This window comes from Arthrobacter sp. CAL618 (assembly GCF_000468215.1).
Lineage (GTDB): Bacteria > Actinomycetota > Actinomycetes > Actinomycetales > Micrococcaceae > Arthrobacter_D.
Genome location: NZ_ASZW01000072.1, coordinates 11,996 through 26,621, shown reverse-complemented (window position 1 = coordinate 26,621; position 14,626 = coordinate 11,996). Strand labels below are relative to the sequence as shown.

The 14,626-nt window shown below is 63.8% G+C and carries 14 protein-coding genes, 2 tRNA genes and 1 other RNA gene (1 of these 17 only partly in view); 10 read left to right on the top strand and 7 right to left on the bottom strand.

Annotation, left to right across the window (positions count from 1 at the left end; genetic code table 11):
- Window positions 1–34: 34 nt before the first annotated feature.
- Window positions 35–559, bottom strand: a complete 525-nt coding sequence (msrA, locus tag K728_RS0104435; protein WP_024475980.1) for a peptide-methionine (S)-S-oxide reductase MsrA — start codon at window positions 557–559, stop codon at window positions 35–37.
- Window positions 560–669: 110 nt separating this feature from the next.
- Here msrA and K728_RS0104430 point away from each other — a divergent pair, with 110 nt between their 5' ends.
- The 3 genes from K728_RS0104430 (at window position 670) to K728_RS0104420 (ending at window position 3,399) form a co-directional block, all read left to right on the top strand.
- Complete coding sequence (locus K728_RS0104430; RefSeq protein ID WP_019482886.1) at window positions 670–1,569, top strand: Nif3-like dinuclear metal center hexameric protein; 900 nt, start codon at window positions 670–672, stop codon at window positions 1,567–1,569.
- 113 nt (window positions 1,570–1,682) lie between these two features.
- The gene (locus tag K728_RS0104425) at window positions 1,683–2,423 is read left to right on the top strand and encodes a zinc ribbon domain-containing protein (protein ID WP_019482885.1); all 741 of its coding nucleotides are present in this window, start codon (window positions 1,683–1,685) and stop codon (window positions 2,421–2,423) included.
- 4 nt (window positions 2,424–2,427) lie between these two features.
- Entirely contained in the window at window positions 2,428–3,399 is a 972-nt protein-coding gene (locus tag K728_RS0104420) for a reverse transcriptase-like protein (RefSeq protein ID WP_024475979.1), read from the top strand.
- Window positions 3,400–3,403: 4 nt separating this feature from the next.
- Here K728_RS0104420 and K728_RS0104415 read toward each other — a convergent pair whose 3' ends face one another.
- Window positions 3,404–4,168 (bottom strand): YaaA family protein, encoded by a 765-nt coding sequence (locus K728_RS0104415; RefSeq protein ID WP_024475978.1) that lies wholly within the window; start codon window positions 4,166–4,168, stop codon window positions 3,404–3,406.
- A gap of 108 nt (window positions 4,169–4,276) precedes the next feature.
- On the opposite strand from K728_RS0104415, the gene rnpB reads away from it, so the two are divergent.
- Window positions 4,277–4,681: RNase P RNA component class A (rnpB, locus tag K728_RS20040), an RNA gene on the top strand.
- Window positions 4,682–4,796: 115 nt separating this feature from the next.
- On the top strand, window positions 4,797–6,080 hold the full coding sequence (locus K728_RS0104410; protein ID WP_024475977.1) for an MFS transporter: 1,284 nt from the start codon (window positions 4,797–4,799) through the stop codon (window positions 6,078–6,080).
- Between the two features lie 97 nt (window positions 6,081–6,177).
- Here the strand turns inward: K728_RS0104410 and def are convergent, their stop codons facing one another.
- The 5 genes from def to K728_RS0104385 form a co-directional block, all read right to left on the bottom strand.
- The gene (def, locus tag K728_RS0104405; protein ID WP_019482881.1) at window positions 6,178–6,750 is read right to left on the bottom strand and encodes a peptide deformylase; all 573 of its coding nucleotides are present in this window, start codon (window positions 6,748–6,750) and stop codon (window positions 6,178–6,180) included.
- A gap of 48 nt (window positions 6,751–6,798) precedes the next feature.
- The gene (locus K728_RS0104400; protein ID WP_024475976.1) at window positions 6,799–7,956 is read right to left on the bottom strand and encodes an acyl-CoA dehydrogenase family protein; all 1,158 of its coding nucleotides are present in this window, start codon (window positions 7,954–7,956) and stop codon (window positions 6,799–6,801) included.
- Window positions 7,957–8,071: 115 nt separating this feature from the next.
- Window positions 8,072–8,147: transfer RNA gene (locus K728_RS0104395), tRNA-His, on the bottom strand.
- Between the two features lie 140 nt (window positions 8,148–8,287).
- On the bottom strand, window positions 8,288–8,890 hold the full coding sequence (gene orn / locus K728_RS0104390; protein ID WP_083850901.1) for an oligoribonuclease: 603 nt from the start codon (window positions 8,888–8,890) through the stop codon (window positions 8,288–8,290).
- 20 nt (window positions 8,891–8,910) lie between these two features.
- Window positions 8,911–9,462 carry a hypothetical protein gene (locus K728_RS0104385; protein ID WP_024475975.1) on the bottom strand — a complete coding sequence of 184 codons (552 nt, stop codon included), beginning with the start codon at window positions 9,460–9,462 and terminating at the stop codon, window positions 8,911–8,913.
- Between the two features lie 220 nt (window positions 9,463–9,682).
- Here K728_RS0104385 and mptB point away from each other — a divergent pair, with 220 nt between their 5' ends.
- From mptB to ettA, 5 genes are all read left to right on the top strand, one after another.
- Window positions 9,683–11,212, top strand: coding sequence for a polyprenol phosphomannose-dependent alpha 1,6 mannosyltransferase MptB (mptB, locus tag K728_RS0104380; RefSeq protein ID WP_019482877.1), 1,530 nt, complete (start codon window positions 9,683–9,685; stop codon window positions 11,210–11,212).
- Between the two features lie 55 nt (window positions 11,213–11,267).
- Window positions 11,268–11,678 carry a DUF3224 domain-containing protein gene (locus tag K728_RS0104375; RefSeq protein ID WP_019482876.1) on the top strand — a complete coding sequence of 137 codons (411 nt, stop codon included), beginning with the start codon at window positions 11,268–11,270 and terminating at the stop codon, window positions 11,676–11,678.
- 184 nt (window positions 11,679–11,862) lie between these two features.
- A tRNA-Arg gene (locus K728_RS0104370) sits at window positions 11,863–11,938 on the top strand.
- A 269-nt stretch (window positions 11,939–12,207) separates the two neighbouring features.
- Window positions 12,208–12,897: a single-stranded DNA-binding protein gene (locus tag K728_RS20035; RefSeq protein WP_024475974.1), complete on the top strand. Its 690-nt coding sequence runs from the start codon at window positions 12,208–12,210 to the stop codon at window positions 12,895–12,897.
- Between the two features lie 103 nt (window positions 12,898–13,000).
- Window positions 13,001–14,626: the 5' portion of an energy-dependent translational throttle protein EttA gene (gene ettA, locus K728_RS0104360; RefSeq protein WP_024475973.1), read on the top strand. The gene runs 27 nt beyond the window's last position; 1,626 of the gene's 1,653 nt are visible here — the first part of the coding sequence; its start codon is at window positions 13,001–13,003; its stop codon lies off the right edge, out of view.

Genomic DNA, 14,626 nt, shown 5'->3' with positions numbered 1-14,626 from the left:
CCTAGCGGCGCTGGTGTGCTGGCGGGCGGGTGCGTTACTCGATCAGCCATTGGGCGTAATACTGCCGCGCCTTGGCCAGCTTGGGGTTGATGATCACCTGGCAGTACCCCTGCTCGGGGTGCTTGGCATAGAAATTGTTGTGCCATTCCTCGGCCAGGTGGAAGCGGGGGAGCCGGCTGACCTCGGTGACGATCGGCGTGGACCAACTCTCCTGGTTCCGTTCAATGGAACGCTCGAACAGTTCCTTCTGTTCGGTGTCCTGGTAGAACATTGACGACCGGTACTGGGTACCGACGTCGTATCCCTGGCGGTTGAGGGTGGTCGGATCGTGCGACACGAAAAACATGTCGAGGATCACCTCCGGCGGGATGATGGATTCGTCGAAGGTCACCGCCACTACTTCGGCGTGACCGGTGGTGCCGGTGCAGACCGCGTCGTAGTCAGGGTCCGGGGTGTGACCGCCGGTATAGCCGGAGATGACGTCGGTGACGCCGCGGGTTTTTTGGTAAAGGGCGTCGAGGCACCAGAAGCAGCCTCCGCCAAGTACGAATGTCATCATGCCTATAACAATGCGTTGCCGATCCAGAAGATTCCCGAGGCGCACGATCAGTGACAACGGGGACCCCCAAAATTGGGCCTGAGCAGCAATTGCGGGGTACAACTAGTGCTATGGAAGCTGATCATCAGACCGCTGAGCAACCCTCCGAGCAGCCCACCGAAGGCGCTACGACGCCGAGTGTGGGCGATGCCCTGTTAGCCATTGAGGAACTGTGGCCCGAGGCCCTGGCCGAGAGCTGGGACGCGGTCGGCCTGGTGGTCGGGAGGCCGGAGCGCAGCGCGGCGAAAATCCTGTTCGCCGTCGATCCGACCCACGCCGTGATCAGCGAGGCCCTTGACTGGGGTGCTGACCTGGTTATCGTCCATCACCCCCTGATGATGAAGCCCGTGAATTCGGTGGCGGCCAGCCACTTCAAGGGCGATGCGGTGCACCGTCTGATTGAGGGCGGGTGCGCCCTCGCCACAGTCCACACCAACGGCGATAGCGCCGTTGGCGGCGTATCGGATGTGCTGGCAGACGCGTTCGGGCTGGAGGACGTCGAACCCCTCTCCAAATCCGCTGATGGGCTCCCGGAGGAGGGCATCGGGCGTGTCGGTAATCTCACCGAGGCGACCACCCTGGGTGATTTCGCCGGCGTGGTGTTCTCGATCCTGCCGGCGGTAGCGGGAGGAGTACGCGTTGCCGGTGACCGCGACGCAGTGGTACGCCGGGTTGCTGTGTGCGGCGGAGCAGGCGACAGCCTCTTCGAGAAGGTACGGGAAAGCCGCGCCGACGTCTACGTGACCGCTGACCTTCGCCACCACCCGGTGTCGGAAGCGCGCGAAGCGGCCGGGGATGGCAGGCCATACCTGATCGATGTGTCACACTTCGGCAGCGAATGGCTCTGGCTGACGCCCGCTGCCGCAGCCCTGGAGAATGTGCTGGCCGATCAGGGATTCACCGCCGAGATCAGGGTCAGCACCGTCAACTCAGACCCCTGGGATTTTGTCCTGACGCCCGGCACCGACTAGCCGGAAACCAGGCAGTCGGCCCACGAAGGTTCACGGCTCCTCGACGGTGACCGGACCGCGCTCTGTGCAATAGGGTGGATGGACGCCCCATCAGCAACTGCGGAGGTTTTACTGTGGCAAAAGCACCACCGGCAGAGCAGCTTCGGCTGTTGGAACTACAGGCGCTCGACTCGCGGCTGAACCAGCTGCAACGTCAGGCGGCCACAGCGCGGGCTAATCCGGCCATTGCTGAGCTTTCCTCACAGCTTGAAGGGACCGACGGCGACCTGGTGCGCGCCGAAACGGCACTCCTCGATCTTGAGCGTGAACTGACCCGCTCCGAGGATGACGTGCAGTCGGTCGTCAACCGGCTCGAGCGCGACCAGAAGCGACTGGACAGCGGCACGGGCAGTCCCAAGGACCTGATAGCCCTGCAGAGCGAAGTCGCGTCCCTGACCAAACGACGCTCAGATCTTGAAGATGTCGAACTGGACATCATGGAACGGGTCGAATCGGCCCGCGGAGCCAAACAGTCGGCGCAACAGTTGAAGGACGACGCCCGGGAGCGTCTCGCCGCGATTGAATCCACCCGCGACGCCGAACTGGCCACCATTGCAGCCGAGGCGGACTCGGTCAAAGCCGAGCGCGCCGAATTGGCAGCGACCTTCGAGGCTGGTCTTCTCGCCTTGTACGAAAAGACCCTCGCCCGCCGCGGTGTGGGTGCTGCGCGCCTGTTCCACGGCACCTCTGAAGGCTCGGGAATGCAGCTGAGCCCCGGTGACCTCGCTGACCTCCGCAAAGCTGCCGAGGACGACCTCGTGTTTTGCCCGGACTCGGGCGCCATTCTGGTGCGATCCGACGAGTGGGGCAACTGAGCCGGTGCCCGCTGAACAAACCCTTTTTGATCACGCCGACGAAACCCCCACCACGGCAGCTCCGCGGTTCCTGATTGTGGAAGCCGACGGCGGATCCAGGGGCAATCCCGGCCACGCCGGCTACGGCGCTCTGGTGCGCGACCCGGAATCCGGTGCCATCCTGGTGGAGAAGGCCGCCTACATCGGCAAGGCGTCCAACAACGTCGCCGAGTACTCAGGCCTCGTTGCCGGTCTGGAACTGGCCAACGAGCTCGATCCCACCTGCCGGATCCTCGTCAAGATGGACTCCAAGCTCGTGGTTGAGCAGATGGAGGGGCGCTGGAAAATCAAGCACGCAGACATGCAGGCTCTGGCCCGAAAGGCCCGGGGGGTGCTGGATCCCCGGCGGGTGAAGTACCAGTGGATTCCGCGGGAGATCAACAAGGACGCCGATCGTCTGTCCAACGAGGCGATGGACGCGGGCATGGCCGGCACCCCCTGGGTGCCGCGCAGCCTCTCTCCAGCCAGCGCCGGACCGGCAGCTGAGGCAGCTGAGTCTGGGCCTGAGCCGGTCAGGGCGCCGTCCGGACGGCTGCACCATGTTGAGCTGTGGGTCAGTGATCTGCAGGCGGCCACAGCTTCCCTCGGCTGGCTGTTACTGCAACTTGGCTTCACAGCCAGGGAAACCTGGGCGGACGGCGCCAGCTACGTCGGCGCCGACGGGCTGTACCTGGTGATTGAAGCAGGCCCTGATGTCACCGGCGAGCTTCACGAACGACGTCGGCCCGGGTTGAATCATCTGGCGTTCCGGGCCGGAAGCCCGGCTGAGGCGGATTTACTGGCACGCCGCGCCACAAGCCATGGCTGGACGCCGATGTTCGCCGACGCGTACCCGCACGCCGGCGGCCCGCAAAGTTACGCGGCTTACCTGGAGAACGCGGCCGGTTTTGAAGTGGAGCTGGTCGCCGACTGGGACGGACCAGCTCAATCCACCTGAGCGACTAGCCCTCCAGGATGATGCTGAGCTGGGCTGGTTTGCGTGAGGTGGCCGGGGTGAGTTCGGCTTGCCACTGCTCGCGGGCAGCCTTCAGCAGCTGATCCGGTGTGGTGGGGCGGCTGGACCGCCGGGTAATCAAATGCCGGGCCAGCAGTCCGCGGGTGTGCTTGGCTGAGTGGGACACCACTGAACGCTTGCCGTCCCGCTCCAGCAGCACGTTCACCGCGACTGTCCGCTCGGGGACACCAGCCCAGGCCGCCCCATAGGTGCTGGAGCGGCAGTCAACGATGAGCGAATCGCCGGACCGGTGATCCAGGGGACCGGCAAGGCGTTGCTTCCAGAAGGAGGCGAGCGTACCGGTGCCGGGAAGTGACACCGACATGGACAACCGGTAGGCAGGGATCGCATCGGCGAAGCCAAGGGCCCCCCAGAGCGCAGAGATCACCACCACCGATTCCTGAGCCTTCCGGCGTTGCCCCGGGGTGAGGGTGCTGTAACCCAGCGCGTCGTACAGGACCCCCGAGTAGACCTGGTAGGCCGGTGCCGCGGGCTGATCCAGCAGGGTGATGTTGCGGAGCACCTCGGCGCCCAGCGACGGGCCGACACCAAGGATACGGTGAGCGTCCGGGCCGGTGCTGGCGATAGCCAGGGAGCCCAGCACCGTTTGGCGGGCGGCCGTGAGCTCAGGGAACTGAAGACCTCCGAGATTCACGGCAGAGCCCTTCACCGCTGGGGATTTACCTTCGGACGGGGGCAGCAAAATCAGCACCGCACTACTTTACCCAGGTTCACCGCCCCCATAATGCCGGGTACCGAGGACCACCAGTCGTTGGACGGTTAAGGACAGGGCCGCCAGCCGCGTAGAATCGGGTGCGGATGGGTTGACTAGGCGGCCGCGTTGCACCGACTCAAGCGCCTGGCGCGAGGGATCGGTGCACCGAGGAACGTCCGGGCTCCGCAGAGCAGGGTGGTGGGTAACGCCCACTCGGGGTAACCCGCAGGAAAGTGCCACAGAAAACAGACCGCTGCAGCCCGCAGCAATGCGCTGCAGTAAGGGTGAAAAGGTGGTGTAAGAGACCACCAGCGTGCTGGGTGACCGGCGCGGCTCGGTAAACCCCACCCGGAGCAAGGCCAGACAGGGCGCGTTTGAAGGCTGCTCGCCTGAGTGTCCGGGTAGGCCGCTGGAGGGCGTCGGCAACGGCGTTCGTAGATGGATGGCCGCCACTTCACCACCGGCGACGGTGGTGAAGGACAGAACCCGGCGTATCGGTCAACCCATCCCCAAAAAACCGGTAATTATCTCTGCGCCAGGGCCGCTGGTCAAGACCCCGGGACGAAGTTCAAATAGAATTCCCGATCTGGCTAGTGAAGCGATTCTGCTCGGTTACGCTATCCCAATGACCGACACCCTGGTGCCCCAAAAGTCGTTGCTGGTACGCAACCGCAACTTTCGGGCACTGTGGCTTTCCAGCACCGTCGGGGTGCTGGGAACGGCGGTCACCTCCATCGCCTTCCCCGTTATTGCCGTCATCGAACTGCAGGCCAGCGACTTCGCTGTGGCCGCGCTGGCAGGAATGACTTTCCTCCCATGGCTGCTGCTGGGGTTGCCGGTGGGAGTCTGGGTGGACCGGTGGCCACGGAAGCCGGTGATTATTTGGTCCCTGATCGCGCGCATTCTCGTGCTGGCGACCCTGCCGGTGGCGTTCTGGTTCGGCATCATGTCTATCGCCCAACTGTTCATTGTCTCCTTCCTTGTCGGCCTGTCGGCAGTCTTCTTCACCCTGGCTGACCAGGCGTTGATACCCCAGGCGGTGTCGAAGGATGAGCTGGTCGAAGGCAACGGCCTGATGACGGCGTCGTCGGCGTCCGCGGACGCGGCCGGTCGCGGCCTGGCCGGCTGGTTGACCGTGGCGTTCGGCGCCTCCAATTCCTTGCTGGTGCAGATCGCGACGTCGGTCGCCTCCCTGTTCGCCATTTCGTCCCTGAAGCTCAAGGAGGCGCAGCCGCACCAGGGGGAGCGGCGGATCTTCCGGGAGATGAAGGACGGGCTGCGTTACACGTTCAGCACCGGTCCGCTGCGGGCGATCCTGTTCAACGCGGCGCTCTGGAATCTGGGCGGAAGTATGGTCGCATCGCTTTTGGTGCTTTTGGTGCTTCGGACCCTCAACGAGTCCGAGATCTGGCTGGGCGTGCTCCTGGCCGCAGCGTCCGTCGGCGGAGCGTTGGGCGGTATTACCGTCAAGGGCGCCACCGACCGGTTTGGGTCCGGCCCGGTCTGGCGCTATTCGATGGTGCCCGGCGTGCTGGGCTACGCCTCGCTGCTGGTCATGACCCCGGGCTACGGAATGCTCTGGGGCGTGCTGGGCCTGTTCCTGATGGGCGTGTGCGTCGCCTGGAACATCGTGGTCGGGGCAGCCTTCAGACAGCGGGTTTGCCCGCCCACCATGATGGGCAGGCTCGGGGCCGCTTCCCGGATGGTCAGCTGGGGGATGCTGGGGATCGCCAGTATCCTCGGTGGCATCCTGGCAGAGCTGGTCGGAATCTGGACCGCTATCCTGATCGGCGTCATCCTGACGGCCGGAGCACCCCTCGTGGCGATCTTTGGGCCGCTCCGACACGTCGAGCGGCTTGAGGATCTCGAACCCGGGCAGGAGCCGGGTGCCGCCGCCAAAGAGGTCTAGCAGCCACGGACCGGACCGGCCGACCAGACCGACCGGACCACCGGACAGACCAGACCTACGGACCGGACCGGCCGACCGGACCAGCGGGCGCCGTCGGCTAGTGGCCGAAGGGGTCCGGGTCCACACCTGGCATCCAGGTCAGACCGGGAGCGCCCCAGGCATTCTTCTTGATGGCCTTGCGGGCGGCGCGTGAATAGGGTTCGACGAGCCGGTCAACGTACAGCTTGCCTTCCAGATGGTCATACTCGTGCTGCATGCAACGTGCAAACCAGCCGGTGGCCACAAATTCAACCCGCTCGCCGAAGCCGTCAAAACCCGTCACCTTGACCCATTCGGCGCGTTTCAGCGGAAAGGATTCACCAGGAACGGACAGGCAACCCTCGGATTCTTCGTCGGGGTCCGGGTCGGCCCCCGAAATCTTGGTGGTCACCAGCGTCGGATTCACCAACACGCCGCGGGGCGCGACGTCGTCGTCGTTCACCATCCCGTACACGAATATCCGCTGGCCCACGCCGATCTGCGGTGCGGCGAGGCCAACGCCGTTGGCTTCGTCCATGGTCTCGAACATGTCGGCAATGAGGGTGCGCAGCTGCTCATCGAACTCGGTGACGACGGCGGCGCGGCGGTGCAGCACAGGCTCACCGGTGATGGTGACTGGGTGAACGGTCATTGTCGCTTTCCTGGAGGGGAGAAAATCGGAAGGGGCTAACGAGCTCGGTTATCGGCCGGCGATGTGGCGGCCGACGACGTCGCGCATGATCTCGCTGGTGCCGCCGAAGATGGTGAGCAGCCGGGTGGCGAGGAACGCCTGCGCCACCGGATACTCGAGGATGTACCCGTACCCGCCGTGGAGCTGGAGGCAGCGGTCAGTGATGGATTTGGCCCGCTCGCTTGCCCACAGTTTCACCCGGGCAGCGCTGGCCGCGTCCAGGGTTCCGGCGTTGAACGCGAGCATCGCCTGGTCGACGTACGTTTCGGTGACCTCAACCTCGGTGAGGATATCGGCCAGCTGGAAACGGGTGTTCTGGAAGTCGATAACCCGCTCGCCAAACGCGTTGCGTTCCTTGGTGTATGTGACGGCGGCCTCGTAGCTGGCACGGGACACAGCTGAGGCTGCAACGGCAATCGCGAGGCGCCCCTGCGGCAGCTGTTCGGTGGCGTAACGGAGCCCGTGGCCCAGTTCGCCCACCAGGTTGTCCCCGGTGACCCGAACCTCATCGAAAAAGAGCTCGGCGGTGTCGGAGGCTTTCAGGCCCATTTTGTCGAGCTGTTTGCCGGTGTTGTACCCCTCGCCTTTTTCGACCATGAACAGGGAGAAGGAGTCAGCGGAGCCCCGGCCGGTGCTGCCGTCGGTGCGGGCCAGCACGAGGGAGGCGTCACCGCTGATGCCGTTGCCGATGAAGGTTTTCTGTCCGGAGATCAGCCAGTCGTCGCCGTCGCGCACCGCCTTGGTCCTGATGCCGCGCAGGTCGCTGCCGGCACCGGGCTCGGTCCACGCAACGCTGGTGACGAGTTCGCCGCTGACCATCCCGGGGAGCCACCGGGCTTTGAGGTCGTCGGAGCCGTAGGCCAGCAGGTGGGGGAGGACCAGGTCGTCGTGCAGGTGGAAGGCGAGGGCGACGGCGAGGTGGTTCGTTTTGGCGAACTCCTCGTCCAGCACGGCGCGGAAACGATAATCGGGCATTCCCGCCCCGCCGAACTCCTCGGGCACGGCCAGACCAAGGAGCCCCTGTTCGCCAGCGGCAGTCCACAGCGTGCGTGGCATGAGGTGGTCCTGGTCCCAGCTGGCGTAGTGGGGTGCCACTTCGCGGGAAATGAATTCGGCTGCGACCTCGCGGAACAGCAGATGGTCTTCCTCAAACACGTTGCGTTCCATGCGGTCCAACCTCCACGGTGGCTCAACGCCAGCTGACGCCGGCCTGGGTCCTACAGGTAAGGCCGCCCCCGAAGATCTTCAGGGACGGCCTTCCAAGGCTAACTTTCAACCTTCTTGGGGTGAGTAACGGGGCTTGAACCCGCGACCTCCTGGACCACAACCAGGCGCTCTGCCAACTGAGCTATACCCACCATGTGCCTTCGGCCAAAATGACATCCCACCGGATGTTTCCGGTCGTGTTGTCACCTACAAAAGGCAGCGCAGACAAGTCTACACAATTTTTGCGGTCCCTCTGCAACCGGCTGCCCGGAAGGGGTTCCGGGCGCCCGAACTAGTCAGCCATCGACCCGGCAATCGCTTTGCTGGACGCCGAATCGGGGCCCGGGCTCGGCACGAAAATCGACTCCCGGTAGTAACGCAGCTCACGGATGGAGTCCTGGATATCCCCCAGGGCCCGGTGCCCCCCACTCTTGGCAGGGGACTGGAAATACGCCCGGGTGAACCACCGGCGAGCGAGTTCCTTGATGGTCGATACATCGATGATCCGGTAGTGCAGGTGCTCGATCACGGCCGGCATGTCGCGGGCCAGGAACGACCGGTCGGTACCCACCGAGTTCCCTCCCAGCTGGGCCTTGCGGGGTTCGGGAACCCATTTGGTGATGTAGGCCAGTACCTCAGCCTCAGCCTCGGCCATGCTGATGCCCTCGGGAAGTTCGGTGAGCAGCCCTGACGTCGTGTGCATGTCCCGCACAAAATCGCCCATCTGCGCGAGCGCGGCGTCGTCGGGCTTGATGACGACGTCGACACCCTCTCCCAGAATGTTCAGCTCGGAATCAGTCACGAGTACTGCAACTTCGATGAGTGCGTCCGAGACGAGGTCGAGCCCCGTCATTTCGCAATCAATCCAGACAATGTGTTCATTAGATATCGGCACACCCCAAATGTACCGCGTGATCAGGCGCGGGAGTGGCTCCACTGGCGGCCGTCGGAGCGTTGCTCAACTGATCCGGCGAACACTCCCGCACCGCGGTTGCGCCGATAAGCCTGAACCGGCAGTGGGCCGGTGTCCGGCGGACCGAACTCCTGAACCCAACGGCTCGCCGCGGTGTGGCTCCCCGCTTCCGAGGCTGGCTGCTCACGAGCGGGCTGGGCCAGGGCCGGACGGGTGGGCTGCGGACCCGGCTGGGTACCGTGACCCCTGGTGGGCTCCGGCGTCGCGCCCGGTGTTGTGGTGCCAACGGGTGCAGTGGCTGCTGTTGGCGCAGGCCGGCACGAGGCCGAGTGGGCTCCAGCGGGGTGTTGGGTGAGGGCACCGTTGTTGAGGATCCAGACCACACCGAAAGCTGCCGCCGGCATCGCGCCCAGGATAAACCCGGGTCCGGGGTCGAGGTCCAGGACCCACATGGAGGCGAAACATGCCGCCGAGATAAACACACCCCACGCAAGAAGTTCGTCAGCGGGTTTCTGCCGTTTGACAGGTTCCGCACTGTGGCGCCCCAAAGCCATGTACCACCAAATCGTCAAGGAATATTGGTCAAGCCAAGTGTAAGCACTGTTTCGCCGGATCCGGACGCAGCAACCGGGTGCGGCGATACCGGCTACGGACCAGCTGTCAATGCTAAAATCTAGCCAGTCTGCCCGGCCACGGCACCTCGGTTTAGATGCAGTATTTCAGCAGAACAGCCGTTCGAGATTTAGTGTTCGACCGAAGATTGGATAACCACAGATGACTGCCCAGGTGCCAGCCGACGCCTCGCAGCCCCGGACGGACTCGGCCTTGGCGGGCCGCCCGAATGTCGCGGTTATCCAGGGGTTCGTGGGATCACTGCTGATGATGATCGGATCGTATGGTGTCGGCTGGCTGTCGCTGGCGTCGGTCGAGTTGCGCAGGGTCCCCGTCATCATGTGGATGCGGTTTGAACCGGCCGGCGCTGTGGTGTCCGTCCTGATCCTCGCTTTGGGTGGCATGCTTCTGGTCCGCTCCTGGCTGCGGCTTGGTCAACGCCTGCATGGGTGGGGGCCCGAGTCCCGGCCGGTGATCCTCCGCGCCGTGATTGCCTGGGGTGCGCCCATGTGCCTGGCCCTCCCGCTGTTCAGCAGGGATGTGTTCGCATACATCGCGCAGGGCCAGGTGGTGTTGTCAGGGTTGAACCCCTATGTCGACGGCTACTCCCAGATCTCGAACTACCTGCAAATCGGTGCCGACGATATGTGGGCGCAAAGCCCCACCCCCTACGGGCCCGTATTCCTGTGGATTGAAGCCCTGGTGGTTGGCATCACCGGCGGGCAACCCGACTTCTCGATATTGCTCTTCCGGCTCATCGCCATTGTGGGAGTGGCACTGTGCGTGTATTACGTGCCCAAACTCGCCGAACTGCACGGCGTTAACCCCAACCGGGCGCTGTGGCTGACCGCGGCGAACCCCCTCTTCCTGATCAATTTCATCGCCAGCATCCACAATGATGCGCTGATGATCGGTCTTGCCCTCTGGGGGCTCTACCTGGCGGCGACCCAGAAACCGCTGCGCGCCATCGTGATCGTCACCCTGTCCATCGCCATCAAGCCCATCACGCTGATCTTTCTTCCTTTCATGGGGCTGATGTGGGCAGGTAAAGGTGCCAGCTGGCCGCGGAAGTTCCTCTACTGGGGTCTCACCGCTGGCATCTCATTTGCCATCCTCTGGGTGATGGGAATGATCAACGGGTTCGGGTTTGGCTGGGTGGGCGCACTGAGCACCCCGGGCAGCGTCTGGATCTGGTACGCACCCATTGGATTCCTGGGCATGGTCGTCATGATCCTCGCGGACGCACTGGGCTTTGACGGTCAATCCTTCACTGATGTGGTCTACCTGCTGGGGCGGATCACCTCGCTGGCCATCATCGGGTGGCTCATGTTCACCGGTGAACACAGCCGGTTGGTACGCCGGCTCGCCCTCGCCTTCGCGGCGATCGTGTTTCTCGCGCCGATGATCCAGTCCTGGTACGTCGTGTGGCTGATCCCCTTGTTCGCCGTGACCGGTATCCGCAACGACTGGCAGGTCAAGACCCTCTACTTCATGGTGTCCTTCTTCATGATCTACGCCATCTCGGATCAGCTGGACATTTTCCCGTACTTCGAGCTCAGCCTGACGGTGGCACGGCAGGTCGCTGCGGTGGTGGCTCTGGGCTTCGCGTGCTACCTGGTTTTCCTCGATCCGAAGACCAAGATTCTGTTCCGGAAACGCTATGAAACCCCGGCGGCAGGCGAGCTGCACTGATCACCGGGGTCCTCCCAAACATGCTTTCTCGGGCTGAACCGGCGATACTGGGTCAATGACCGAATCGACAGAACACATCATCAGCGGCGATTTCGAGATATCTGACTGGAGTCCCGAGCCCTATTCAGTTCCCGGGTCGTCGAGTGAATTGTCCCGGGTCAGCGCCACCAAAGTCTTTACCGGCGACCTGGCTGGGACCAGTTTCGCCGAGTTACTGATGGCGGGGAACGACTTCGGCGCCGGCTACGTCGCGTCGGAGGTCTTCACCGGATCGGTCGGCGGCAGGGTGGGCACCATGATCGTCCAGCACTGGGGGATTGCCGAGGGTAGTGCTGCAGCCAGTTCAGGCCACATCATCCCGGGATCCGGTACCGAAGGCCTCACGGGAATCTCCGGCAAGGCGGTCTATTCACAGGACATCGCAGGCCAGCACCACCTCGAACTCAAGGTGACCTTCGGGGCGTAGCGAACCACCACCCGTTCCGGTGACCAACCCGGACCCCGGTGACCAACACGGACCCCGGGGAGCAACCCGGCCATCCGTGGACGGAAATGCCCTGCATGTCAGCCACGCATGTCCAGATGCTGACGTAGAACCGGGCCGCCCGTCGTCACGACGATGCTGGGCGGCGTAGTAACCTAGAAAAGTCGCCCCCGTAGCTCAGTGGATAGAGCAACGGCCTTCTAATCCGTTGGTCGCGCGTTCGAATCGCGCCGGGGGCACCACAGCATTACCGGGCCGACCAGCAGGCAAGACGCTGGCCCCGGAACAGGACGACCTGCAGGCAAGACCCCAGCCCCCGGAACAGAGGCGGCCCGCGGAGTTGCGGCCGACCGCAACCGGTCCAGCGTGTTGATGACTTTCCCTCCACCTGCGACCCTTCCCTCAGCCTGTCCACATAGGGCTGCCACAGCCCCCGCCCGCACCTCGGTACCGGTGAAATAGTGTCTGCTGGCACACCCGCCAGCGCACACCTTTGCTGAAGGGGAATTCGATGAGCGACAACATCACAGTCCGAGGCTATGTGGCCACCGACGTCAAGTCAGGGGTCGCAGTCAGCGGCCTGGCCTACGCCAGTTTCCGCATGTGCTCGACCGAGCGCCGATTCGATCGGAACACCAGCTCCTGGGCTGACGGCCAAACCAACTGGTACGCCGTGTCGATGTTCAGGCAATTGGCCACCAACGCCGGAGTGAGCATCAAGAAGGGCGACAAGGTGGTGGTGAGCGGGCGGCTTCGGGTCCGGCCATGGATCCGGGAGGACGGGAGAACCGGTACCTCGGTAGATATCGACGCTGAAACGGTCGGGCATGACCTGATGTGGGGGACCGCCCACTTCCACCGCACCAGCGCCGACCGCATCGGAGGGGAAACGTCGACGGCGGGTGATCCATCGGATGTGCAGGACTCCGACGTGGATTATCCACGGGTCGACCAGGCCACCGGGGAGATCATGGACGCGTCGGGCGGCTACCCGGAGCGCTCCGACGACGACGGCGCAGAGCACACCGACGGGCAGACTGACAGGCGGCACACTGATGGGCACACCGACGGGCACACTGACGGGCAGACCGCTGACGCCGACGCCGGGCACACCGCTGACGCCGACGACGCCGATGACGCGTCTGGCGGTGGCACCAGTTCACCGGAAGCAGGACGTCAACTCAGTGACGCACCCTTCTAGAACTCGGCGGCGCCACCCTTCTCAAGGGGAACGCTCCTGTCAGGCAACGGGAGCTACCGCACACAAATGGGAGATAGTTGGTTGCACCGACTAGCCTTGGAGCATGGCGGAATTTATCTACACAATGACCAAGGCACGCAAGGCTGTCGGCGACAAAGTAATCCTCGACGACGTCAGCATGTCCTTCTACCCCGGCGCGAAGATTGGCGTCGTGGGCCCCAACGGCTCGGGCAAGTCCACCATCCTGAAGATCATGGCAGGCCTGGACACCCCTTCGAACGGCGAAGCGAAGCTCAGCGCTGGCTACTCAGTGGGCATCCTGCTGCAGGAGCCGCCCCTGAACGAGGAAAAGACCGTTCTGGGCAACGTGCAGGAAGGTGTCGGTGAGATCTACGGCAAGATCCAGCGGTTCAACGAGATCTCCGAAGAGATGGCCAACCCGGACGCCGACTTCGACACCCTGCTTGAAGAGATGGGGAAACTGCAGGAAGCCATCGACGCGGCTGACGCCTGGGACCTCGATTCCCAGCTGGAACAGGCCATGGACGCGCTGCGCTGCCCGCCCCCGGAAACCGATGTCACGATCCTTTCCGGTGGCGAACGACGCCGGGTTGCGTTGTGCAAGCTGCTTCTGCAGAAGCCCGACCTGCTGCTCCTCGATGAGCCCACCAACCACCTCGACGCTGAAAGTGTGCTGTGGCTCGAGCAGCACCTCAAGAGCTACGCCGGAGCTGTCCTGGCCGTGACCCACGACCGGTACTTCCTCGACCACGTTGCACAGTGGATCGCCGAGGTCGACCGCGGCCACCTGTACCCCTACGAGGGCAACTACTCCACCTACCTGGAAAAGAAGCGTGCCCGCCTCGAGGTGCAGGGCAAAAAGGATGCGAAGCAGTCCAAGCGCCTCACCGAGGAACTCGAATGGGTTCGCTCCAACGCCAAGGGCCGCCAGACCAAGTCGAAGGCCAGGCTCGCCAGGTACGAGGAAATGGCGTCAGAAGCGGAGCGCACCAAGAAGCTCGACTTCGAAGACATCCAGATCCCGCCGGGCCCACGCCTGGGTAACCAGGTCATTGAAGCGACTGACCTGCGCAAGGGCTACGACGATCGCATCCTGATCGACGGACTGTCCTTCTCGCTGCCCCGCAACGGCATCGTCGGCGTCATCGGCCCCAACGGCGTCGGTAAGACCACGCTGTTCAAGACCATCGTGGGCCTGGAACCAATCGACGGCGGCAAGCTGACCATCGGTGATTCGGTGAAAATCTCCTACGTCGACCAGTCCCGTGGTGGCATCGACCCCGAGAAGACCCTCTGGGAGGTTGTCTCCAACGGACACGACTTCATCCAGGTGGGTCAGGTCGAAATGCCTTCACGGGCCTACGTATCGGCCTTCGGCTTCAAGGGCCCCGATCAGCAGAAGCGTGCCGGTGTCCTCTCCGGTGGTGAGCGTAACCGGCTGAACCTGGCCCTGACGCTCAAACAGGGTGGAAACCTTCTCCTCCTTGACGAACCGACTAACGACCTCGACGTCGAAACGCTGTCCAGCCTGGAAAACGCACTGCTGGAATTCCCCGGCTGCGCCGTGGTGGTATCGCACGACCGGTGGTTCCTCGACCGGGTCGTGACCCACATCCTCGCTTACGAGGGCACCGAGGAGAACCCGGACAAGTGGTACTGGTTCGAGGGTAACTTCGAGTCCTACGAGGAGAACAAGGTGGAACGGCTC